The sequence below is a fragment of the Plantactinospora sp. GCM10030261 genome, assembly GCF_042666615.1.
GTDB lineage: Bacteria > Actinomycetota > Actinomycetes > Mycobacteriales > Micromonosporaceae > KBS50.
The window spans coordinates 100,771-122,141 of the sequence record NZ_JBHTDD010000011.1 but is presented as its reverse complement, the minus strand read 5'-3'; the positions used below and the strand labels follow the sequence as shown (position 1 = coordinate 122,141).

Sequence of the window (21,371 nt, the reverse complement as noted above, 5' to 3'; positions counted from 1 at the left end):
GTTGATCATTCGAGAACTCGGAGGGCCATCATGAGCACCGAACTCTTCCTCGTCCTCGACGCCGACGCCGCCCCGGGTGGCGAGCGCGCGGCGCTCAGCGAGATGTCCGACGTGGTCTGGGTCGCCGACCCCGCCACGGCCGCCACCATCGCCGCCGACGGCGTCCGCTCCGGGGTGCGGCTCATCGAGCTGTACGGCGGATTCGGCCTCACCGGAGCGCGCCAGGTGATCCGCGCGGTGGACGGTCGCGCGCCGGTCGGCGTGGCCGGGCACCTGGCACCGCCGAGTGGGTCCTCCGCCGTCCTGATCGAGGACGATACCGCCGACCCCACCACCGACCGTCTCGTCCGTCGGCACCCGGACGGCTCGCGTACCAGCGTGATCCGGGTCCCGCGCGCGGCCATGGCCGGGATCGCCGCGGCCGAGGTGGGCGACGGCGCGGTCCGCGTCGAGTTGTGTGGCGGCACCGCGCTGGTGACCGCCGCCGACGTCGTCGACCGGGTCGGCCCGGACGCCGACATCGCCCTGGTCACCTGGCCGTTCGAGTCGATCAGAGGGGCCGCCGCCTACGCGGCCTCGTTCGCGTCCGCCTGAACGCGTCGAGCTGGCGGGGCGGCTCCTTGGGAGCGGTACCAGTCGGGGCGGAAATCCAGCCTCCCCGATCGCTACACTCGCCGCAACCCTGGAGCCGCCCGCGTGCCTTGGCGGGCGCTGATCCGAATCGAATGGAGACGCCTGTGACGGCCGACAAGGCGGCGCCCCCCGGCATCGACCCCAGCATTCCCAGCGTGGCCCGGGTCTACGACTTCATGCTGGGCGGCAAGGACAACTTCGAGTCCGACCGGAGGGTCGCCGAGCACGCCCTGCGGATCACCCCGGACGGGCCGGCAGCCGGCCAGGCGAACCGGGCCTTCCTTCGACGAGTGATCCGCTTTCTCGTCACCGAGGCGGGCATCGACCAGTTCCTGGACATCGGATCGGGATTGCCCACCCAGGGCAACGTGCACGAGGTCGCCACCGAGCACAATCCACAGGCTCACGTGGTGTACGTGGACAACGATCCGATCGTCCTGACCCACGGGCGGGCCCTGCTGGCCGCCGAGGGCACCGCGACGGTGATCCAGGGGGACGTCCGGACACCACAGGAGATCCTCGACCATCCGGAGGTCCATCGGTTCCTCGACTTCGACCGGCCGATCGGGCTGTTGCTCTTCGCGATCCTGCACCACCTCGGCGACGAGGAGGATCCGCGAGCGGTGGCGGCGGCATTGATCGAGGCGATACCGTCCGGCAGTTACGTGGCGATCTCGCACTTCCGTGACCCGGGCGAGCGGCACCCGGAGGCGTCCCGCAAGGCCCGCGAGGTCGAGCGGATATTCAACGAGTCGCTGGGCACGGGTCGCTGGCGTACGGACGAGGAGATCCTCTCCTTCACCGACGGGCTGACGCTGCTGGAACCGGGGCTGGTGCCGGTGGCCGAGTGGCGTCCGGACCCGGACGCGTCCGCCCCAAAACAGACCGACACTTACCACACCTTCGTCGGGCTGCTCGCCCGCAAGCCGTAACCGATCCCGTGAGATCCGTCGGCGGGGACGCGACCGCCGACGGACACGCCTCGCGGCCGGTCCCACGGATCACGTGGCTACTGGCGGTCATGCCAGGCGCTGGCAGAGACTGGGCGGATGGACGCGGCCAGCTTCGCCGACGTGGTGGACGGTGCCCGGCGGCGGGCCTTCGTCGGTCGCCGGATCGAAGTCGCCGGCGACCTGGACGTAAAGCGTGTCGCGTGGGCCGCCCAGTAGGCCGCTGACCGCCATCACCACCGCGACGACGAGGTGCGGCGCGACCGGAATCGTCAGGAGCACACCGCCCTCCACCACGCCGAGTAGGACAAGCAGCGAGCGCCTGGCGGGCGGTGCCGGCAACGCGCCGAAGCCCAGAGTCCCGATGGGTGCTCCGACCGCAGCAGGCCGATCAGCAGGCCCGCCGCCTCGGGCCTTCGCATGGCCTGGGCGTTCGCCACGGTGGTCATGCGGAGACAGCCGAAACCGAACGTGCCCGTCGCGGTGAGCGACAGGAGTACGAGGGTGGGCCGGTGGCCGGGCGGACCGACCGTCGGAGTCGTGGCGGGGGAGCGGACCGGTGATGAAGGCGACCAGCCCGAACGAGTCGCGCCGCTACACGATGGCCAGTACGAGGGCGAGGCTGTAAGTCGGTGTTCCGAACCTGGTGATGAGCGCGGAGACGACCAGGCGGGTGGCCGCCGAGGAGCCGAACAGTTCGCGGTACGGGCCATGCGTCTCCATTGTCGAGTGGCAGGCATGCCGTGGCGCCGTCACGGGTGCTGGGCTCGGCGGCCAGGTGAACCCATCGTCCGTGCCGCCGTTTGAGATCACCAATGCAGCTTGTCCAGGTCAGCGATAACCCGGACGCATCGGAAGCGACGTGTGACGTGCCCACTTGTGGCGATCGGCGGATCCGTCGGCCGGATGCCCCAAGGGGATCTTGTCGTCGGAGACACCGTGAACTAGCGTTCACAGTTGTGTTGCCGGCCGCGCACCCTCACGAGACGAAGGCGGATCCATGCTGGAGCTGTGGACCCTACGAGTGTTTATCGAAGTGGGGAAACAGGGTTCCCTCTCGCGGGCCGGTGAGGTCCTGTCCATGAGCCAGCCCGCGGTCTCCCGGCAGATGAGTGGCCTGGAGCGCCGGCTCGGGGTGAAGTTGTTTCGTCGCGTACCCCGGGGCATGCTGCCCACCCCGGCTGGTGACGTCGCGCTCCGCCTCGCTCGGGACATATTCGACCGACTGCGGACCTTCGAGGCGAGCCTCTCCGCGTTCACTGACGTCACTGGCGGCCAACTGAGGATCTCCGGCTTCGCCAGTGCGAACAGCAGCTTCGTCCCAGCCGCCATCCAGCGGTTCACAGCGGCGTATCCAGGGGTCGCGATCAGCCTCGTCCAGCTGGCCGAAGAGGCGCAACTCGCCGCCCTCCGCGACGGCACCGTGGACCTGGTGCTGCGCACCAGTTGGGGCACGCGTGGAGATCGCGGCGGCGCCATCTGCCACCCGACCGACTCAGGGCGAGCCGACGCGCTCCATGGGCTCCGCGTCGTGTCCCTCGTTGACGAGGAACTCGCGATCGCGCTTCCAGCCGACCACCGGTTCGCCGGCACTGATCAGGTGAACCTGAGAGACCTGGCCGACGAGCCCTGGATCGAAGGAGCCCATCCAGACTGTCTGGGTCCGCTTCCGCGCCTCACCGAAGCCCTGGGCCGCGAGCCGCGGGTGACCGTGCACTGTGACGACTGGAACGCGAAACAAGCACTGGTCGCCGCCGGCGGCGGCATGATGCTGGCGCCCACCTCGGCACGGGGAACGGTTCGCGGGGACATCGTTCTGCGCGGACTCCAGCCCGCCCTCCCACGCCGCAGACTCCTGGCCCTCACCACGGACACGCCGTTCTGCCCGCCGACCGTGACAGCGATGCTGCGAACGCTGACGAAGGTCATCGGGGCAACCTCCCCTCACCTCCCCGAGGCGACGGGCTGATCGACGAAGGCCGCCTCCGCACGCACCCACGTTCACTCGGCCGACGGGGCTGGGGCGAGGGTGCGCGCACATGCCTGGAGGTAGGAACGGAGCGTCCGGCGGGCCGGACGCGGATACTGTTCTCCCGCGGCGACCAGATTGTGGATCGCGCCGGTGATGAGGAATCCGAACGCCTCGGTATCCACGTCAGCGCGCACCCGGCCGATCCGCTGTTCTTCTCGCAGATACTCGCCAATGGCCGCGTCGAACGCCCTGGGCAGGCCCGACTCCGACGTCACCCGCTTCAACCGCGCCGAGATCGCGACGTCGTCGATGTCGTTCACACCGAGAACCGCCGGGCTGTCCGCGTCAAGGAGGATGGTCGCGAAACGGTCCAGGTTGCCACCGACGGTACCGCGCCCGGCGGACGACACCCAGTCACGGAACTCGCGCGACAGGCGCACGAGTTCCTCGGCCACGAGTTCGAGAACCAGCTCGTCGCGATTCATGAAAACCTTGTACGGCAGGCCAATGGCGCAGCCGGCCTCGGTAGCCAACGCCCGCATCGTCAGGGCCTTCGCCCCGGACCTGCGGACGATCCGCTTCGCCGCGGTCACCAGCATCGCCCTCGTTCGCTCAACGTCCGCCTCGGTGCGACGTTGGCTCATGTGCCCTCCGTTACCGGCCGATCCTGCGGACTCGGTGATGACGGTAGACGACCTCACGGCATGCCCGAACGACCGCTGTCCCATCGGGCGACACCGACGGGCATCCCCACCGCGACCCGCCCGGGGCGGAGCACGGCGAACTTGACGCCGAACGCCACACCACCCGGGCGACGCCGGTAGGCGGCCAGGGTGCGAATCGGTTCCGGGCCCGACCGTCGTCCGGCATGTTGGTCCACCATCGTGACGACGCAGCGGATGGCGAGCTTTGCGTAGCCGAGCTCGCCGTCTCCGATGACGATTCGCCGTGTGTGGTCCTCGGTGTGGGCCTCGGGCCAGCCCTCGACGAGGATGTTGGCCCGGAAGCGATCGACCGGCAACGGCTCGGCCCCCCGCGCGACGAGCCGTTCGTTAAGGCTGTCGACCGACGAGAGCGACAGGAGATGGATCGCGCAGCTGTCCGCGTACGCCGATGTCCCGGCGATCTCACCGTCGGTGACGCGATGGTGTTCCGGAGGCACCCGGACCAGCCGGCTCGGTGCGCCGAGTACCCGGGACAGCCACCCGGCAGCCTCGCTCCCCTGGTCGATACCGGGATGCCCGGATCCGAACATCGTGACGGTACGCCGGGTCGAGACGAGATCGACCGATACGCGGATCGGGTCAGCTCCCGGAGCTCCCAGCGTCAGCTCGGTGCCGCACTGGCTGAGACTCGGGTGGATCGTGGCCAGCCGGGGATCACGACGCTGGGTGCGAACCGCTCCGGCGGGGTCGGTGACCACGAAGGTCCGATCGTGTCGAAGGCCAGCAGCCGTCAGATCCGCCGCACTCGCCGAGACCCCGGCGCAGCCTTTGACGGGGTAGAACATCAGTTGCCGGACGAGGCCACCGGACACGTCGGCGACGAATGGGTAACCAGGCGTCATCGAAGCACCTCCTGCTGTGAGGAGGCGCCCTTTCCCACTCCGGGACGTCGGCCGAGCGTGGCGGGCGGAGCCCGTCGCAGCGCCTCTCGGCTCCGACGGCACCAGTCTTACCTCGCGGGGGGCCGCCCGTCAACGTGCGTACCGGACCCCGCGACAGTCCCGACGGTGTCTCCGGCGGTCCGGTCGACGCGCGGATCCTGTCGTGGACGCCCGGCGCCGCACATCACCAGGACGCGGCGCGCTGACCGCCGACGTGCCGCCGGTGATGACCAGTCCCCTGGGTGCCCCGGACGGCGGCTCCCCCACCCCGCCGCCACCCGCACCCCCGGGTCGCTATCCCCACCGGCGTACCCGTATCCGGGTATCCCGGCACTGGTAGGCCGGGTGGTGCCGGAGGACCGGAGTACCGGGCCGCAGTGGCCAGGTCGCATCCAGGCGTCAGTGAACCGCGGCCCGGAGCCCCCCGCCGCATCGATCCCGCCCCCGGCGGCGACTGACCGGCCTCGGCGTGGGCCGTGCCCGTTCGACGGTGAGCACCGGCTCCGCTGCCGGCGGAGGCCGCCGCGCCAGCCGTTCCAGGACGAAGCTGGCCAGCCGAGTACCGCTGACCAGTTCCGGTCGCGCCGCAACTCCCCACCAGACCGTTCCACACCACCGATCGGACCGATCTCGCTGGCGGAAAGTGTCGATCGTCGCATCAACGACACTCGACGTCTGAGTCTGCGCCCAGACTCACCGAGAGAAGCCCGATCGCTGGCGGCACCGGCCATACGGCTGCGAGCGGCACGCGGGGTTCCTCCAAACGGTGAGCCGTCTCCGACGCCACGCGCGTCGCCGGGTACAAGGGGGCTTTCATGCGCGCACCGGAGCCCTGGCCGAGCCGCAGCCATCCGGGACTGGTGCGCCCCCGCCTGCTGGACGAGCTGAACGGGCTGCGGACGGCGCGCCTCGCGCTGGTCGTTGCGCCCGCCGGGGCGGGAAAGACCACCCTGCTCGCCCAGTTCGCGTCCACCTGGACCGGTCCGGTCCGATGGTGGCAGGTGGACAGCGCGGGCGCCACGGCCGAGCACCTGGTCGACGTCCTGCTGGACTGCGTCCCGGGGCGGCCGTCGGGGAACTCTCCCGCGGGCATCGACACCCTGCTGCCCGCCCTGCGGGCCGCCCCCGGAACGCCCGACACACTGGTGGTGATCGACGACAGCCACCTGCTGGCCCGTGGTGACGCCTGGTCCGCGCTGGAGACAGTGCTCGCCCACGCTCCGACGTGGTTGCACGTGCTGTGCGCCGGGCGGCGGATGCCCGACCTCAATCTGTCGCGGTTCGAACTCGCGCAGACCGGCCTGGTCGACGCCGAACAGCTGCGGTTCCGCTCCTGGGAGGTGGAGGACCTACTCCGCGAGGTCTACCGCGAACCGCTGCCGCCGGACGACACAGCCGCCCTGACGCGCCGGGTCGGCGGCTGGGCCGCCGGCCTCCACCTGTTCCACCTCTCCACCCGCGGCCAGCCCTTGGCCGAGCGGCGGCGGACGGTCGCCGCTCTGGACGGCCGTTCGGCGTTGACCCGGGCGTACCTCGCGCGCACCGTCCTCGGTGAGCTGCCGGCCCAGCTGCGGGAGTTCCTGGTCCGCACCTGCGTCTTCGAGGTGCTCACCCCCGAGCGGTGCGAACTCCTGCTGGGTCGTCCCGGCACCAGCCGGCAGCACCTGGAGGAGCTGGAGCGTCGGCGGGCGTTCACCTCCAGCCCCGACGGCGGCCGCTCCTACTGCTACCACGAGGTGCTGCGGGCGCACCTGGCGGTGACGCTCGCCGACGAGATCGGTGAAGGCGCCGCCCGGGAGTGGCACGCGCGGGCGGGCGCGTCGCTCGCGGCCGAGGGGGCCGAGGTTGAGGCCGCCCGGGCGTACGCCCGGGCCGAGGACTGGACGGCGGTCCGCGACATCCTCGACCGGCTCGGCATCCGGGCCGTCGACGAGGGTGTGGAGCCGTGGCGGGACGTACTGCCCGACTGGCTGGTGGCGGAGGATCCGTGGTTGATGCTCGCCGAGGGGCGGCACCTGCTGGCGCGGGGGCGGCTGGCCGCCGCGATCGACCACCTCCGGGCGGCCGAGGATCGCTTCGCCGACGAGCGCACTCGCGCCCGATGCCGGGCCGAGCGCCGGCTGGCCGCGACCTGGCTGCCGGGACGGGCGGCGATCGCCGGCCACTACTCGGCCGCGTTGCGGGAGGCGACCCGGCAACATCCCACGCTCGTGGCGGCGTCCACGGCTGGACAGCCGCTGGTACAGGCGGTGGGTTATCTGCTGGCCGGCAACCTGGTCGAGGCGCGCCGCTGCGTCGCGTACCACCCCGCCGGCGACGCCGACGTCGCCGGGCTCGGGGTGCAGTTACTCCAGGCCTGCTGGTCGCTTGCCACCGGCGCGCCCGAGGGTCGACAGCGGGTGGGTGACGTGGTGACCGCCGCCGAGCGGGCCCGGCTGCCCTGGCTGACCCGGATGGCGCGGGCCGCACGCGCCCTCGACGGCACCCCGCGAGGTGCCGTCGAGGCGCGCGCCGTGGTCCGGGAATGCGACCGCGAGGGTGACCAGTGGGGTGCCGCGCTGGCCCTGGCCGCGCTGTGCCTGGTGCGGTCCGTCGCGCCGGTGTCCGCGAACACCGACCTGGAGGAGTCGGTCGAGCTGCTCCAGCGCTGCCGCGCGCTCGACGCCGGGGTGCTCGAGGTGTGGGCCCAGGCTCTGGTCGCCCTCGCCACCGCGGCCGTCGGCCTGCCGGACGCCGATGTGGAGGCGCAACGCGCCGAAGGGCTGGCCCGGTCCGCCGGTGTCCCCGGGGCCCGGGTCGCGGCCCTCGCGGCGGCGAGGCGGTGCGGCTCGACAACCACCGACCCGCGGCCGTTCGCCGCACAGTGTGGACTGCCGCCGGCGATCGCCGTCCGGTGGGCGGGTGCCGGGCTGGACGACCGGGTCCGGGTGGCCGAACCGGCACCGGTGGAGGTGCGCTGCTTCGGCGGCTTCCGGCTGCGGATGCGGGACCGTCCGGTGAACCTGTCGGGAGTCAGGCCACGCACCCGGGAGGCGCTGCGGCTGCTCGCCATGTACGCCGGCCGGCCGGTCCACCGGGAGACGATGATCGAGGCTCTCTGGTGTGACCTGCCGCCCGCCGCCGCCACCCGCAACCTGCACGTGACGCTGTCCAGCCTACGGACGTTCCTGGAGCCGGGAACACCCCGGGGGCACTCCGGGCTCGTGGTACGCAGCGGTGACGCGTACCGGCTGGCGCTTCCCGAGGGCGGTTACAGCGACATCGCCGAGTTCACGACGGCGCTGACGGAGGCGCGTCGGGCCCGTCTGGGTGGCGGCGCCGCGGCGGCGGTCGAGCCGCTGCGCCGGGCCGTGCTGGCCTACGGTGGGGATCTCCTGCCGGAGGACGGGCCGGCCGAGTGGGTGGTACACGAGCGGGAGGTGCTGCGCCAGCAGGCGACCGACGCCGCGCTCGGGCTCGCCACGGCGGCGCTCGCCGCTGGCGCGGTCGAGGAGGCGGTGGCGGCGGCCGAGCGCTGTGTGCAGATCGACCGCTACTGCGATCCGGCGTGGCGCCTGCTCGCGGACGGTTTCGACCTGCTGGGCAATCCCGCCGCGGCTGCCCGGGTCCGCCGCGACTACGCCGAGGTGCTGGCCTCGCTGCACGCGCCCGGCCCCGACCGGCAACCAGCGACCAATCCCGGTCGACAACCCCCGGCGAACTCCGGCCGGCAACCACCGGCGACGGCCGGCCGGCGGTCCCCCGCTCGGGTGCTGTCGCGCGGGCCGGCCGCTCCCGGCGTTCCCGCCGTCTCCTGAGGTGCCCGGCCGGGAGAGCCTGGAGCCTGTGTCAAAGCCCTCGATCGGTCTGCGGCGTAGGCCGTCGGCACAGGTGCTAGCCGCGGGCCCGGAACTCCAGCTCGGCCAGCCCGCACAGGTGGCCCTGCCGGCTGTCGTAGACCGACCGGATCACGAACCGGACGCGTAGCGCGTCGCCGACCGTGACGGCGAAGGGCTGGGCGCCCGGTGCGTCGCTGAGTGTCAGCGTGGTGCGGACGACCTCCCCGGACCCCGTCGTCGCCGCCACCTCCAGTTCCCGGGGTCGGTCCTGGGTGAGGAACTGTCGCTGGTCGGTCGACACGCCGCTGGTGACGATGATGTTCAGCAGGCGTACGGGCCGGTCGAAGTCGACCTCGACCCAAGCCCCCTCGGCCGAGTCCGCGGGGGCCCAGTACCGGTTCGACACGCCGTCGAAGACCTGCTCCGCGCCGGCTCGCGGGGCCGCCGACGAGGCGCGGGCCGCTGCCGGCGTGACGGCCACGCGGTCGGCGGTTCGGTCGCGGACCGTGTCGACCAGCCGACCCACCATTCCCCAACCGGGTCCGGCGCCCAGCAGGACCAACGCGAGCAGCACGGCCATCAGCAACACTGGACGCCACCAGCGGGCCGGCTCGGTCACCGGTCGCCGGTACCCCGCTCGGTAGACACGCCGACCGCCGAGCGCGGCGAGCAGCCGTCGCCACCAGGGTGGTCGCCGCTCGACGACCGTTCCTGTCAGGGGCGCCCCGCAGGACCGGCAGAACCGCCGGGCCGGGTCGTTGCCGGTGCCGCAGCCGCTACACGGTCGTTCACCGGCGGCGAGCGGTGCCGGCGTCTCGGGCAGCGCCACGGGCCGGTGTCGGGGTGCCTCGTCGGGGCGGCGCACGGCCGCCCCGCCCGCCGGACGGCCGACCGGGCCGGCTGCTGGATCTGGCGGTGACTCGCCCAGCACCGGATCGGACGGTGCCGGCGGCGCCGCAGCGAGATCGGGCGGCGCCACAGCGTCGACCGGCGGGGCCGGTTCGCCACCGCCCGGATCCTCCTGCGCCCACTCCAGGAACGCGCCGCAGGTGCCGCAGAACTGGACCCCTGCCGGGCTGCGTTGCCCGCATTCACCACACACCGCCGAAGCCATCACCGCTCCTCCACCGATACGTGGACGCTTACCTGTACATGTGCCGGCAGCAGGTCACGGACCGCCGCGTAGAGCCGGCGTTGGTCGACGGTGCGCAGGTCCGCCACCCGGACCCGGACCGCGACCCGGGGTGGCCCGTCACCGGGCACCGGGCCGCCGGCCCGATCCGACCAGGCGCACACCCCGCTCTCCTCGATGTCGACCTCGCCACCGGTGAGTAGCCGCAGGTGCGCCGCCAACCCACGTTTGGTGCCGCGCCACCGGTGCAACTCGACCGCGTTTGCCACGAGTTCCCGGCACTGGGCGGTGCTCCAACTCTCGTCGACGGCGAAGGCCACCCAGCCGGCGAGCCACTCGACGAAATCCTCGGGAGCGAGCCTCGGATCGAGGTAGGCGGCGAAACAGTCCAGGGTGACCATGACCGGTGCGAGGACCGCGTCGAGCGCCTCGGTGAGCCGGACGGTGACATCGTCGTCGAGGTACAGGGCGGGCAACCGCTCCCCGATCGGGTGCGGCGTCGGCAGGTTCGCGATCGCGGTGCGCATGGCTCAGCCCCGCGTCACGCGGACCTGGTGCCCGTACGAGAAGACCAGCGCGTTCGCGGGCAGGTCGAGACGCTGGACGGCGGCGCCCCGCTCCCCCGTGGTCGGGTCCGCGCCGAAGAGCCGTACGTCGCCGACCAGGTCCACGCCGGGCAGTCGCTGGAGCACCGCGAACACCTCGCCGGCCTGCACCGGTCGGCCGAACGGCCAGCCGGTGCCGTCCGGCCCGCCCCGGACCGGGTCGAGGTAGGCGTAGAGCGCCCGGGTCGCGCGGTCCCGCAGCGCCTCCGGTGCGGTACGGGGCCGCGCCTCTAACTGCGCCACCACCGTCACGCCCTGATAGAACGGGGGCTCGACGGAGATCCGGGCACCGAGGCAGCGGCGTTCCTCCAGGTGCCGGCTGATCCGGCCGAGCATCGCCCGGCCGGGCATCAGGTCGGTGAACGGCAGCTCGGCAGACTCGGGAACCGCCGGGACCACGAGCACCCGTACCGCCTCGGAGGTCTCGTCGACCGGCACGCAGCGCACCCGCGCGGCGTCCGGTGCCGCCTCCCGGGCGAGCTGCTCGTAGTCTTCGGCCGTCACGGCCCGTTCGCGGGTGCGCAGCAGCAGCGGTCCACGGATCGCGGCGTCGCGCACGGATTCGCCGTCCACGCCGCCGCCGGCGGGCCGGCGGTTGGTGACCGTGCTGACGAACGGCACCGGGTCGCGGAGCACCTGCAGGACGGTGCGGGCCACGTTGCCGCGCCGGCCGCCGCCGGTGCGGTACTGCGGAACGCGGATCGGGGAGCCCTTCGGCGGTACGGCGCCGTAGTGGACCAGGCTCCCGTCGGGTTCCCGGACGGCGGGGCCGAACACCAGCTCGCCGGCGACCCGGTCGAGCAGGACGTGCCGGTCGTCGGCTCTGGAGTGGGCGAACGTGCCCACCTCGCGCCACTCGTGCCAGCCGTCGCCGCCGGCTATCTCGACCACCAGTGGCTCGTCGGCGGCGACGACCGGTCGGCGGGCGAGCGGGAAGCGCTGTCCTGGCACCCCTTCGGAGATGCCGACCACCTCGCTGCGTACCACCTCGGCGTGCACGGCGGAGACGGTGCCGCCGACCGTCGAGGCGGCGGCGGTGGAGATCCGCGGCGAGGCGCGGTAGAACGGCTGGCCGGGTTCGGCGGGGGCCACCCGGCACCGCACCCAGCCGGCCCGCTGCCGACCGACCAGGGACTCGTCGTGGGTCTCGGGCAGGTGCAGCAGCACGTCGCCCGGCTTGTTGAAGCCGCCCGTGGTGTCCTCGTCGACCTCGCACGTCGCCCAACCGCCACCGTCCCACGCCTCCCATGCCCATGGCGGGTCGCGGGGGTCGACGCCGACACCCTCGGTGCGGCAGTCGAGCCGCAGCAGCACCGCGCAGGACGGCACCGCCGCCGACAACCCGAAGTAGACGGTGTCGCCGACCTGGGGGCTCTGCCCGAAGCAGGCCACGCCGCCGCCGGCGAGCAGGTCGTCGGTGCGGTCCGCCGGCGCGGCGCCGGCCGGACCCGTCATCATCCTGTTCAGCGTGCAGGGCACGATCCGCAGGTCGCGTTCGGTGGTGAAGACCACCGGCTCGTCGGCTTCGGTGCGGACGCTGGCCACCTGGGCTCCGGCGGCGACGAGCACCTCGGTGTCCTGGGCGGCGGACAGCCAGAAGGTGATGTCGCCGCGTGCCGCGGTGGGCGGGAACAGCCGCACCCCGATCAGTTCCAGGAAGCGCAGGTAATGCAGGTCGGGGACCCGGTTGAGCCGGTACAGCAGCTGGTCGACCATGAAGGCGAACGTCTCGATGAGGGTGACCCCCGGGTCGGAGACGTTGTGGTCGGTCCACTCGGGGCAGGCTTGCTGCACCCTGCGTTTCGCCTCGTCGACGAGGTCCTGGAAGCGCCGGTCGTCGAGGTTGGGCGTCGGCAGCGGCATCAGGAAGCCACCTCCTCGTGCGAGGGGATCACGTAGAACGGGAAGACGAGGTTGCGCGGGTCGTTGGCGCCGCGCAGGGTGTACCGCACGTCGATGAGCAGCTTGCCGTCCTCGACCGCGTCGAACCGCACGATCACGTCCGCCAACTCGATGCGGGGCTCCCAACGTTCCAGCGACAGCCGCACCTCGTAGGCGATCCGGCCGGCGGTGGCGGCGTCGGCGGGAGCGAAGACGAGGTCGTGGATGGCGCAGCCGAACTCGGGCCGCATCGGCCGTTCGCCGGGCGCGGTGGCGAGGATCAACCGGATGCTCTCGATGATCTCCCGTTCACCCCTGACCAGGGCGATCGACCCGGTGGCGTCGGTACGCAGTGGAAATGCCCAGCCGGCGCCGATGAACTCGGCGTTCATCGGTGGTCCCCGATGGCGTGTCCGCCCGCCGGGCACATGTGTCTACTCATGTCAGCCTCCGATCAGGACGGTTGGGCAGCCGGGCGGCAGGATCGGAGCGCCGCAGGTGGCGAGGTCACCGACGCGGGCGGCGGGTTGGCCGCCAATCAGCACCGTCGGGCACCCCGGTGGCAGGATCGGACCGGGCGGGTGCGGGGGCGGCGGCGGGAACGAGCAGGCGTGCAGGTCGCTGACGCGCGCCGCCGGTGTCCCTCCGATGAGGACGGTCGGGCAGCCGGGACCCGTGATGACACCCGGATGACCGGTCGGGTCGCCGACCCGGGCCGCTGGTGGCATGCCGTACCCCCTCAGTTGAGCTTGATGACGCCACCGCGCACGGTGACCTGACCGTTGGCGGTCAGCTCCGCCTCGGACATCGCGGAGACGGAAACCTTCTGACCCTTGAGTTCGAGCGGGCCGGTGCCGGCGTCGATGGTCACCCCACTGCCGCCCTTGATCTCGACGACGCCCTTCTTCCTGTCCAGCCGGACGGTGAGTTTGCCGTCGCCGGTGGCGACGATGATGCCGTCGTTCTCGACAAGTTCGACCCGGTGTCCGGTGCGGGAGACGAACGCGCGTACCGCGATCTCGCCGCTGGACCGGTCGACCGGGTCGGTCGACACCGTCGGCGCCGGGTCCTTGCCGTTGTGCAGCCCGCCGAGGACGTACGGCTCGTCGAGATCGCCGCCGGCGAAGCCGACAAGCACCTCGTCGCCCACCTCGGGGAGCACCAGCGCGCCGCGTCCCTTGCCGGCCCCGGCCTGGACGGTACGCGCCCAGCCGCTGGTGAAGTCCTTGGCGAGCCACGGGAACGTCAGCTTCACCCGGCCCAGGTTCAACGGATCCCGGACGTCGCTGACGATGGCCGGGACCAGGCCGCCGGTCCGGCGGTCGGCGCCGGTGGCGCCGCGCACCAGGCCGTAGAGGGACCGTTCCTGCCGGCCGGCCGCGGTGAACTCGGTGGTGTAGCCGTCGTGCTCGCCGAACAGGTGGCGGGTGGCGGTCAGCGTGTACTTGCCGCTGAACGGGTCACCGACGTTGGCCAGGGCGACCGCCGCGCCGGCCCGCAGCTTCGGGTTGCCCTTGGCCAGCCCGGTCAGTTCGGTGCAGGCTCCGCCGAGTTGGCCGGCGACCGCCTCGGCGGCGGCCTTGACCACCGCGGGTGTGTGCCAGGACGGATCGGCGGCCAGGAACGGCGGCGCGCCGAAGGTGTTCGCCAGCTTGACCGGGTCGACGGCTGGAGTCTCGGTGCCGGCGGTACGCGGCGTCGCCGTGGCACTCACCTCCTGCTTGTGCTCGACGTCCCAGCCGCGCGCCTCGACGCTGGGCACCTGCTCGGCGGCGCTCACACAGGCCCGTAACGACACGAGGTTGCGGTGCGCCTCCAGGACCAGCGGCTCGGTGGTGGCCCTCGCGGTGGTGTCCGGTGCGCCGGCCGGCGCCTCGGGCAACCGGAAGTCCAACGCCCCGTCGACCACGTTGAGCTGGGCGCCGACCAGGTCCGCCAGCCGGGTCAGGAACTCCCAGTCGCTTACATTGTCCTGGCTGAGCTGGGTGTCGCGCTGCCCGCCCACGCCGGGCACCGGGTCGATCCGGCCCGCGGTCAGTCCGGCCCGCTCCGCCACCTTGCGCACCACGTCCGCGACGGTCATGTTCGGGTACGCCGCGACCCGTCGACCCCGGAAGAGCCGGTGGGTCGGGTCGAGTCCGCGTACCTGGGTCACCGTGCCGGTCCGGTCGAGTTCCAGTTCCACGGCGGTGACCTCACCGGACATCAGCGGCTGCGGTCCACCGGACTCGGCCGTCTGCACCGTGAGCACCACTGTGGCCCCGACCGTGAGCCTCGCCTTGGCGAGGACCACGTGCTGCGGGTCGCGGAACCGCAGCACGAACAGGTCCGGCAGGTTCCGGCTGTCCTCGACGTACGCGTGGGTCAGCAGCGCCGCCACGTCGGCCGGCAGCGGGTTCCCGTCGACCTGCACGAGCAGGGTGTTGGCGAAGCTCTCATTGGCCATGCCGGCCCTCCAGCTCCTCCAGCGCCGGGATCAGCAGCCGGGTGCCGGGGCGCAGCCGCATCGGGTCGACCACCTCGTTGGCGTCGGCGATCTCGCGCCACAGGGCCGGATCGCCGTACGCGCGGTAGGCCACCGACGCCAGGGTGTCGCCGGCCACCACGACGTGTACGTCCCGGGCGGCGAGCGCGCCGGAGGTGGGGTTCTGGCCGCCCTGCTCACCGGAGATCTCCTCGAGGGTGACCGTGCACAGCGCGCGAACCGGGGTTCCGCTCGGGGTGAACAGGGTGTACTTGGCGGTGACGCCGCTGACGTAGGCCGGAAAGCTGGTCAGCCCGCCCCACTGGAAGATGACCCACGGGGGTGAGCCCTTCTTGCCCTGCCGGCTCTTCTCCGTCGGGACGCAGCAGGAGAACAGTTGCTCCACCGCCTTGACGACCTTGTCGTCCATGGTGTCGGTGGCGTCGAAGAACATCTCCAGCGTCAGCTTGCTCGGGTCCGAGCCGGTGAACTCGGGTGGCCCGCTCTTCTTGGCGTTGCGCTGCGCCTCCCGCTTCCACTTGGCGTTCTTGGCCAGGCTGAGTTCCTTCGGGTTGAACTGAAACTTGATCTTCCCGAGGGAGGCTCCGGGGTTCGCGGTGCCACCACCGGCCGGCGGTTCGCGCAGTTCCAGGTACGCCGGTTGCAGGCTGGCCGGCGCACCCGCCGACGACGATCCGCCACCGGCGGCGGTGAACGTGATCGGCGACGTCATGTCAGCGGCCCGCCCCGTTGAGGAATCCGTGGTGGGCCAGCTCGATCGTCTCGGTGGCGACCTTCGCGGTGTCCGGGTTGAGCTGCGGCCCGCTCCACCGCACCGGGACCACGTCCATCAGGCTCCACCGGGCCACCACCGTGCCCTCCAGCGTCCGGGCCTCGATGGTCGCGGTCTTACGCTTCACCCCGGAGGGCATCCCGGCGAACCACTCCGCGATCTTCGCGCTGGCCGAGGTGACCGGCCGGGACAGCTTCACGTTCGAGTACTTGATGCGCGTCGGCAGCTGCCACACCCAGCCGTTGTTGCCGCCCTCCTCGCGCTGCTCCATGACGAACTCGCAGCCGAGTCCCTCGCAGCTGTTGAAGGTGCCGAGACTCTCGTCGTCGATCTTCACGACGAAACAGACGGCGACCGCCTCGTCGGGCTCGGCCATGGTGGTTCTCCCCTCCGTCAGCGCCGCAGGTCGGTGAGCGACCCGCGCCGGTCCCGGTCGATCCGCAGTTCCGCCTTGAGCCGGCGCAGCAGCGGGTCGAAGAGCTTCGCGAGCAGTTCCTCGGGCTCGCCACCGGCCCCCGCACCCGGGGTGGTGCCGGCCATCGGGGTGGTGCCGGCCGTGGGGATCGTGCCGGCCATCGGGGTGGTGCCGGCCGTGGGGACGGTGCCGGCCGCCGCCGCCGCTGCGGGCGGCGGGTCGGCTGCGGTGCCCAGGGGCGTAGCCACCACCTGCCGCTGCACCGCCGGGGCGGCGACCACTGTCGGCGGCAGCCCCGGCGTGGGTACGCCTACCGCGACAACCGGGGCGGACACCGGCCGGGCTCCTGCCGTCGCGGGAGTGGCGCGGGCAACCGTCAGCGGTGCCTCGGACCAATGCTGCGATTCGCTGGTGGCCGCCCGCTGGGCGGTGGCGGGCCAGGCGACGGCGGGCGGCCCCGCCGCTGTCGCGGCGCGCGTCGCCCCGGCCGCCATGATCGGCACAATGCCGGCGATGTCGGGCGATCCACCCAGCCGGGACGGCCCACCGTCGCCGACATTGTGTTGATCTACGCGGCCACCGGTCAGCCGTGCGGCCGGGTGCTCGGACAGGCGGGCGACGGACAGCGGTGGTGGCTGGTCGCCGATCAGCCGGTTCACGGCGACGGGGGCGTGCACCGGCAGCGGTGCCAGCACCACGTCACCGGCAGGGGGTCGGCGCGCCAGGGAATCGCCACCCCGCGACGGTGGAACGCCGTCGGGCCGGACCAGCGGTACGCCATCGAGCCCGTCACCGGCGCCGCCGGTCGGCGTTCTGGGATCGCTCGCCGTCCGCTGGACGGGCAACTGCCCGGCACCGTCGGCCGCGGGTTCGGCCCCGGCGGCGGAAGCGGAGCCGACGTCGCCGCCGAGGGCGGTCTCGAAGGCGGTGTCGCCGATGAGTCCGGCGTCGACCGTGGCTGGCGGGTCGCCGGACCCGTCGCCGCCGTCGGCGGTCGACGTGTCGCCGGCCGCCGGTGCGGTAGAAGTCGGCGAACCGGCGGCGGGCAGGGTCGGGAACGGCAACGGACCGGCGGTCGGCGCGGTACCAGCCGGCGACGGACCCTCCACCGACTCGGCGATCGACGAACCGGCCGCAGCCGGTTCGTCGGGCAGGATCGGCGCGCCCAGGCCCAACCGACGCGCCGGCGTCCCCGCCCCGGCTGCCCGCTGCACCGGTGCGGGCGGTGGCGGCGCCGCGCCGGAGTGCCGTGCTGGCTCGGCGGGATGTGGCACTCCGAGGATCGGCGCCTGCGACATGCCGGTGGCCCCGAACGGCGTCGCCGCTCCCGTCGATCCGGTCGGCTCCACCCGGGCCGCATCGACCGCGGCCACAGAGTCATCGGCCGGGGCCACAGGGTCATCGGCCGGGGCCACAGGGTCATCGGCCGGGGCCACCGACCGTTGCACCGGTGTCGACGGCGACACGGACACCGACCCCTCCATCGGTACCGACGGCGGGGCGGAGATCGATCGCTGCACCGGCGGCGGGGGCGAGACAGAAACCGACCGTCGCACCGGCGAGACGGATGCTGACCGTTGCACCGGCGCCGACGGCGACACGGAAGCCGACCACCGTGTCGGCGCTGGCATACCGAGCGGCACCGGCCCGTCGGGGCGGGCCACCGGGCCGCCGTCTCCGGCCGAGCTGTCCGAGGCGGCACCCGCGGGCCCGGTGCTCGCGGCGGCGGCACGGTCGCCGAGCGCCTCCAGCGGCGCCTGCGATGCCGGGGACGCGGGCCACTCCGGTGCCGGGGAGGCGGGCCACTCCGGTGCCGGGGAGGCGGGTGCGGTGCGGATCTCCCCGGCCTGCGCCTCCAGCGAACCCGCCGGCACGTGCGGCGTGCCGGCGGACTCCGACCACCGGGACACCCGTACCGGCTCGGACCCGGTGGCCGGCCGGGGCGCCGGGGGGTCACGGTCCAGGAGGCGCTGCGCGATCCCGCTCAGGGCCGCCCAGGATCGGGACACCACTGTCGAGCCGGCGGTCGGAGCGGCAGCGAGCGCCAGGCGCGACCCGTCCCCGGCCGGCGCCGCGGCGTCGGACGATTCCGGTGCCGGTGGTGCCGACACGTCGATCAGACCGGCCGGCTCACCGGCGCCGACCGCGTGTCCGAGCGGCGCGAGGAGCCTGGGATCCTGAAACGACCCCAGCGAGGCGCGGAACTCCTCCGGCGGGTTGACCAGCGGATGCGTGGTGATCGTACGTTGGATCGGCGCCGCCGTCCGCCATGGTTCGCGCGGTGAAGGTGGTCGCGTGGATGCCACGGCGGCGGCCGGCGCGGGCTGTTCGGCACGTCGCCAAGGCCACATGGCACCTCACCGTCCCTGACTGATTCGCGTGTTGATCCTGGCGATCTCGTCCACGTAGCGTCGCCGGTCCGGATGCTCGAGGTCGAGGATGTCGTCGAGGGCCCAGTGGAAGTGGTATGCGACGTACGCGACCTCTTCGTGCAGCCGGTCGGCCGCGTACGTCACGATTCCCCCAGGCGCCCGCCGGCCAGGTCAACGGTGAACGTGTGCCCGCACTCGGGACAGCCGACACCGGCCCGGGTGTGTCCCTCGCTGTTGACCCGCCGGTACATGTCCTGCAGGAACGCCAGGTCCGTGGCGAACAGGTTCTCCATCACCCCAACGTGTACGTCGGTGATCCCGCCGATCCGGTTGACCACCCGGGCGAGCAGCACCACCGTCAGGTACGCCGGGTTCTCCCGGACCCGGTCGTCGCGCAGCGGCACCAGCTCGTCCCGCGCGGTGGCCAGCCGCATGACGCCGTCGCGGTGCACGGTGCCGGCGTCGTCGACGTACCCCCGGGGCAGTTGGAAGGGGAACTCGGTGCGCAACGTCTCGCGCGGCCGCTCGGCCGGCGCGGTGGTGGGACCGGCGGCTGGCGGATCGGCCAGGGACATGCTCCGGCGCATCGGGTTACTCGACTTCCATCTGCTCGTACGTGACGACCAGCTTCTCGGTCAGCACGCTCGTGTCGCCGGCCTTGAGGGCACCGATCTCCAGGCTCTTCGGCCAGGCGTTTGTGAGCTTGTACCGCTTGAGCGCGGAGCCCTCGTAGTCGTAGACGATGATGGCCCCGCCCTTGCGGGCATCGCTCATCTTGCCGAACTGGGCGTCCTTGACCCACTTCTCGAAGCTGTTGTCGGAGGTGAGGCCCCGGGTGAGCGTCACCTCGCCGGCCTTGGGCCGGCCCGGCAGCTTCTTGACGACGTACTTGCCGTCCGGGGTGTTCTGCTTGAGCTCGATGACGTCCTGCTCCATCTTGAGGCCGCTGACCTCGGAGATCTGCTTGATGACGATGCCGTCGACCTCCAGCCCGAAGGAGTGGCCGACCGAGGTGTCGAGATCTGGCAGGGCCATGACCTGTTCCGCCTTCCCTACTCGTTGACCAGGCTGGTGCCGCCGGAGATCTGCGCCAGCCGGAAGATGACGAACTCGGCCGGCTTGACCGGCGCGACCCCGATCTCGCAGACCACCTGTCCCGCGTCGATGCTCTCCGCGGGATTGGTCTCGCGGTCACACCGCACGAAGAACGCCTCGTCCGGGGTGAGGCCGAACAGCGCGCCCCGGCGCCACTCCATGACCAGGAAGGCGCTGATGGTCCGGCGGATGCGGGCCCACAGGGCGTCGTCGTTCGGCTCGAAGACCACCCACTGGGTGCCGTTGAGGATGGACTCCTCCAGGTAGTTGAACAGCCGCCGCACGTTGAGATACCGCCAGGCCGGGTCGCTGGACAGCGTGCGGGCGCCCCAGACCCGCACCCCGCGCCCCGGGAAGGTACGGATGCAGTTGACCCCGATCGGGTTGAGCAGTTCCTGCTCGGCCTTGGTCACCTGGGTGGCCAGGGTGATCGCGCCACGGACCACCTCGTTGGCCGGGGCCTTGTGCACCCCCCGGGCGGCGTCGCTGCGGGCCCACACCCCCGCCAGGTGGCCGCTCGGTGGGACGAGTTCGTTCGTCCCGGTCGCCGGGTCGAACACCTTGATCCACGGGTAGTAGAGGGCGGCGTACTTCGAGTCGTACCCGGCCAGGTCGGTGCGCCACTCCTTGACCTGCTGCGGCGACAGGCCCGGCGGCGGGTCGATGATGGCCATCCGGTCGCCCATCAGCTCGCAGTGGGCGATCATCGCGAGCTGGACCGCCTTGACGGCTTCCAGGTCCACGCCGTTGCGCCGGTACGCGCTCATCAGATCCGGCACTGCCAGCATGGTGATCTCGTCGACCGCCTCCAGGCCGCCGAACCCGGTGCGTTCGGCCACGTCCCCCACGTAGTCGTCGGCGACCACCTCGTGCCGGGTCGGCACCGGCGTCGCGTCGGGACGCAGGGCCACCGTGCCCTTGGCCAGGTCGCCCGCGGTCACCTCCTCCACGGTGACCAGCTTGGACTGATCACGCACGACGGTGACGATGTTCTCCTTGCCGCGCTTGGTGGTCACCTGGTGGGTCTCGGCCGGTTTGCCGTTCTGCTTGACGACCACGGTGTACCGGTCGTCACCGGCCCCGTCACCGGTGGCGTCGGCCACCTCGACGCTGATGTCGCCGCTGCCCTTGCCCCGGCCGGCGGGCAGCTCACGGGCCACGAACCGGTAGCCGCCGAGCATCGCCTGCGGGGTGGCCGGGGTCGACCGGCCGGTGCCGTCCGTCCCGCCGTCGGCACGTTCGCCGCCGACCCGGACGACGTAGCACTTGCCGCCGCCGTTGAGGAAGTAGCCGTAGACGGCGTGCGCCAGGTAGTAGTCCTCGGCGAACTCGCCGAACACCTGGGTGTACTGCCCCCAGTTGGTGACCAGGGTGGGGGTGTGGAACGGGCCCCTGGGGGCGAACCCGACGAAGGCGGCGACCGCGGTACCCACGCCCTCGATCGGTCGCGAGCCGGCCTCGACCTCCTCGACGTACACACCGGGCGAAAGATAGGTGGGCATCGCGCCTCCTTGTCAGCTGGCTGTGGCTCGATGCTGCGGCGGGTCGCCGGGTCATGTAACGACCACCGGGCTGGGCATGGGGGAAGCCGTGCGTGCCCGAACGGGCACCGGTTGCCAGAGCTGCCGCCGATGC

General features: G+C 72.4%; 21 protein-coding genes. 4 read left to right on the top strand and 17 right to left on the bottom strand.

What is annotated here, in order from left to right:
- The first annotated feature begins 30 nt into the window (after positions 1-30).
- Positions 31-594 (top strand): DUF6506 family protein, encoded by a 564-nt coding sequence (locus tag ACFQUZ_RS15555; protein WP_377442639.1) that lies wholly within the window; start codon positions 31-33, stop codon positions 592-594.
- Between the two features lie 143 nt (positions 595-737).
- A complete protein-coding gene (locus ACFQUZ_RS15550; RefSeq protein ID WP_377442637.1) occupies positions 738-1,565 on the top strand; it encodes an SAM-dependent methyltransferase in 828 nt (275 codons plus the stop codon).
- Positions 1,566-1,652: 87 nt separating this feature from the next.
- On the opposite strand, the gene ACFQUZ_RS15545 is transcribed toward ACFQUZ_RS15550, so the two are convergent.
- Positions 1,653-1,880: a hypothetical protein gene (locus ACFQUZ_RS15545; RefSeq protein ID WP_377442635.1), complete on the bottom strand. Its 228-nt coding sequence runs from the start codon at positions 1,878-1,880 to the stop codon at positions 1,653-1,655.
- A 297-nt stretch (positions 1,881-2,177) separates the two neighbouring features.
- Positions 2,178-2,306: a hypothetical protein gene (locus ACFQUZ_RS15540; RefSeq protein ID WP_377442633.1), complete on the bottom strand. Its 129-nt coding sequence runs from the start codon at positions 2,304-2,306 to the stop codon at positions 2,178-2,180.
- Between the two features lie 277 nt (positions 2,307-2,583).
- On the opposite strand from ACFQUZ_RS15540, the gene ACFQUZ_RS15535 reads away from it, so the two are divergent.
- The gene (locus ACFQUZ_RS15535) at positions 2,584-3,552 is read left to right on the top strand and encodes a LysR family transcriptional regulator (protein ID WP_377442631.1); all 969 of its coding nucleotides are present in this window, start codon (positions 2,584-2,586) and stop codon (positions 3,550-3,552) included.
- A gap of 32 nt (positions 3,553-3,584) precedes the next feature.
- On the opposite strand, the gene ACFQUZ_RS15530 is transcribed toward ACFQUZ_RS15535, so the two are convergent.
- Both ACFQUZ_RS15530 and ACFQUZ_RS15525 read right to left on the bottom strand, forming a co-directional pair.
- Positions 3,585-4,154, bottom strand: a complete 570-nt coding sequence (locus tag ACFQUZ_RS15530) for a TetR/AcrR family transcriptional regulator (protein ID WP_377442629.1) — start codon at positions 4,152-4,154, stop codon at positions 3,585-3,587.
- A gap of 98 nt (positions 4,155-4,252) precedes the next feature.
- Positions 4,253-5,122 (bottom strand): MOSC domain-containing protein, encoded by an 870-nt coding sequence (locus ACFQUZ_RS15525; protein WP_377442627.1) that lies wholly within the window; start codon positions 5,120-5,122, stop codon positions 4,253-4,255.
- A gap of 854 nt (positions 5,123-5,976) precedes the next feature.
- Here ACFQUZ_RS15525 and ACFQUZ_RS15520 point away from each other — a divergent pair.
- A complete protein-coding gene (locus tag ACFQUZ_RS15520) occupies positions 5,977-8,958 on the top strand; it encodes a BTAD domain-containing putative transcriptional regulator (protein ID WP_377442625.1) in 2,982 nt (993 codons plus the stop codon).
- A 76-nt stretch (positions 8,959-9,034) separates the two neighbouring features.
- Here ACFQUZ_RS15520 and ACFQUZ_RS15515 read toward each other — a convergent pair whose 3' ends face one another.
- The 13 genes from ACFQUZ_RS15515 to ACFQUZ_RS15455 form a co-directional block, all read right to left on the bottom strand.
- Positions 9,035-10,093: a hypothetical protein gene (locus tag ACFQUZ_RS15515; protein ID WP_377442623.1), complete on the bottom strand. Its 1,059-nt coding sequence runs from the start codon at positions 10,091-10,093 to the stop codon at positions 9,035-9,037.
- The gene (locus tag ACFQUZ_RS15510) at positions 10,093-10,638 is read right to left on the bottom strand and encodes a phage tail protein (protein WP_377442621.1); all 546 of its coding nucleotides are present in this window, start codon (positions 10,636-10,638) and stop codon (positions 10,093-10,095) included. Before ACFQUZ_RS15510 ends, ACFQUZ_RS15515 begins: the two co-directional genes overlap by 1 nt.
- Positions 10,639-10,641: 3 nt before the next feature.
- Positions 10,642-12,579 (bottom strand): putative baseplate assembly protein, encoded by a 1,938-nt coding sequence (locus ACFQUZ_RS15505; RefSeq protein WP_377442619.1) that lies wholly within the window; start codon positions 12,577-12,579, stop codon positions 10,642-10,644.
- A complete protein-coding gene (locus ACFQUZ_RS15500; RefSeq protein WP_377442617.1) occupies positions 12,579-12,989 on the bottom strand; it encodes a GPW/gp25 family protein in 411 nt (136 codons plus the stop codon). Before ACFQUZ_RS15500 ends, ACFQUZ_RS15505 begins: the two co-directional genes overlap by 1 nt.
- A gap of 51 nt (positions 12,990-13,040) precedes the next feature.
- The gene (locus tag ACFQUZ_RS15495) at positions 13,041-13,325 is read right to left on the bottom strand and encodes a PAAR domain-containing protein (RefSeq protein WP_377442615.1); all 285 of its coding nucleotides are present in this window, start codon (positions 13,323-13,325) and stop codon (positions 13,041-13,043) included.
- A gap of 11 nt (positions 13,326-13,336) precedes the next feature.
- Positions 13,337-15,043 carry a VgrG-related protein gene (locus tag ACFQUZ_RS15490; RefSeq protein WP_377442613.1) on the bottom strand — a complete coding sequence of 569 codons (1,707 nt, stop codon included), beginning with the start codon at positions 15,041-15,043 and terminating at the stop codon, positions 13,337-13,339.
- A complete protein-coding gene (locus ACFQUZ_RS15485; RefSeq protein ID WP_377442611.1) occupies positions 15,033-15,794 on the bottom strand; it encodes a LysM peptidoglycan-binding domain-containing protein in 762 nt (253 codons plus the stop codon). The genes ACFQUZ_RS15490 and ACFQUZ_RS15485 overlap by 11 nt, the downstream gene beginning before the upstream one ends.
- A gap of 1 nt (position 15,795) precedes the next feature.
- Positions 15,796-16,230: a phage tail protein gene (locus tag ACFQUZ_RS15480; protein WP_377442609.1), complete on the bottom strand. Its 435-nt coding sequence runs from the start codon at positions 16,228-16,230 to the stop codon at positions 15,796-15,798.
- Positions 16,231-16,247: 17 nt separating this feature from the next.
- On the bottom strand, positions 16,248-17,642 hold the full coding sequence (locus tag ACFQUZ_RS15475; RefSeq protein ID WP_377442607.1) for a hypothetical protein: 1,395 nt from the start codon (positions 17,640-17,642) through the stop codon (positions 16,248-16,250).
- Between the two features lie 984 nt (positions 17,643-18,626).
- Complete coding sequence (locus ACFQUZ_RS15470) at positions 18,627-18,785, bottom strand: DUF6760 family protein (RefSeq protein WP_377442605.1); 159 nt, start codon at positions 18,783-18,785, stop codon at positions 18,627-18,629.
- Positions 18,782-19,228, bottom strand: a complete 447-nt coding sequence (locus tag ACFQUZ_RS15465; RefSeq protein WP_377442603.1) for a hypothetical protein — start codon at positions 19,226-19,228, stop codon at positions 18,782-18,784. The genes ACFQUZ_RS15470 and ACFQUZ_RS15465 overlap by 4 nt, the downstream gene beginning before the upstream one ends.
- A 4-nt stretch (positions 19,229-19,232) precedes the next feature.
- Positions 19,233-19,676, bottom strand: a complete 444-nt coding sequence (locus tag ACFQUZ_RS15460; protein ID WP_377442601.1) for a phage tail protein — start codon at positions 19,674-19,676, stop codon at positions 19,233-19,235.
- Positions 19,677-19,693: 17 nt separating this feature from the next.
- The gene (locus tag ACFQUZ_RS15455) at positions 19,694-21,238 is read right to left on the bottom strand and encodes a phage tail sheath family protein (RefSeq protein ID WP_377442599.1); all 1,545 of its coding nucleotides are present in this window, start codon (positions 21,236-21,238) and stop codon (positions 19,694-19,696) included.
- Between the last annotated feature and the right edge of the window lie 133 nt (positions 21,239-21,371).

Coding starts and splice junctions, on each gene's coding strand:
- ACFQUZ_RS15555 (WP_377442639.1), top strand. CDS start 31: ATGAGCACCGAACTCTTCCTCGTCCTCGACGCCGACGCCGCCCCGGGT.
- ACFQUZ_RS15540 (WP_377442633.1), bottom strand. CDS start 2,306: ATGGAGACGCATGGCCCGTACCGCGAACTGTTCGGCTCCTCGGCGGCC.
- ACFQUZ_RS15535 (WP_377442631.1), top strand. CDS start 2,584: ATGCTGGAGCTGTGGACCCTACGAGTGTTTATCGAAGTGGGGAAACAG.
- ACFQUZ_RS15530 (WP_377442629.1), bottom strand. CDS start 4,154: ATGCTGGTGACCGCGGCGAAGCGGATCGTCCGCAGGTCCGGGGCGAAG.
- ACFQUZ_RS15525 (WP_377442627.1), bottom strand. CDS start 5,122: ATGACGCCTGGTTACCCATTCGTCGCCGACGTGTCCGGTGGCCTCGTC.
- ACFQUZ_RS15520 (WP_377442625.1), top strand. CDS start 5,977: ATGCGCGCACCGGAGCCCTGGCCGAGCCGCAGCCATCCGGGACTGGTG.
- ACFQUZ_RS15515 (WP_377442623.1), bottom strand. CDS start 10,093: ATGGCTTCGGCGGTGTGTGGTGAATGCGGGCAACGCAGCCCGGCAGGG.
- ACFQUZ_RS15510 (WP_377442621.1), bottom strand. CDS start 10,638: ATGCGCACCGCGATCGCGAACCTGCCGACGCCGCACCCGATCGGGGAG.
- ACFQUZ_RS15505 (WP_377442619.1), bottom strand. CDS start 12,579: ATGCCGCTGCCGACGCCCAACCTCGACGACCGGCGCTTCCAGGACCTC.
- ACFQUZ_RS15500 (WP_377442617.1), bottom strand. CDS start 12,989: ATGAACGCCGAGTTCATCGGCGCCGGCTGGGCATTTCCACTGCGTACC.
- ACFQUZ_RS15495 (WP_377442615.1), bottom strand. CDS start 13,325: ATGCCACCAGCGGCCCGGGTCGGCGACCCGACCGGTCATCCGGGTGTC.
- ACFQUZ_RS15490 (WP_377442613.1), bottom strand. CDS start 15,043: ATGGCCAATGAGAGCTTCGCCAACACCCTGCTCGTGCAGGTCGACGGG.
- ACFQUZ_RS15485 (WP_377442611.1), bottom strand. CDS start 15,794: ATGACGTCGCCGATCACGTTCACCGCCGCCGGTGGCGGATCGTCGTCG.
- ACFQUZ_RS15480 (WP_377442609.1), bottom strand. CDS start 16,230: ATGGCCGAGCCCGACGAGGCGGTCGCCGTCTGTTTCGTCGTGAAGATC.
- ACFQUZ_RS15465 (WP_377442603.1), bottom strand. CDS start 19,228: ATGCGCCGGAGCATGTCCCTGGCCGATCCGCCAGCCGCCGGTCCCACC.
- ACFQUZ_RS15460 (WP_377442601.1), bottom strand. CDS start 19,676: ATGGCCCTGCCAGATCTCGACACCTCGGTCGGCCACTCCTTCGGGCTG.
- ACFQUZ_RS15455 (WP_377442599.1), bottom strand. CDS start 21,238: ATGCCCACCTATCTTTCGCCCGGTGTGTACGTCGAGGAGGTCGAGGCC.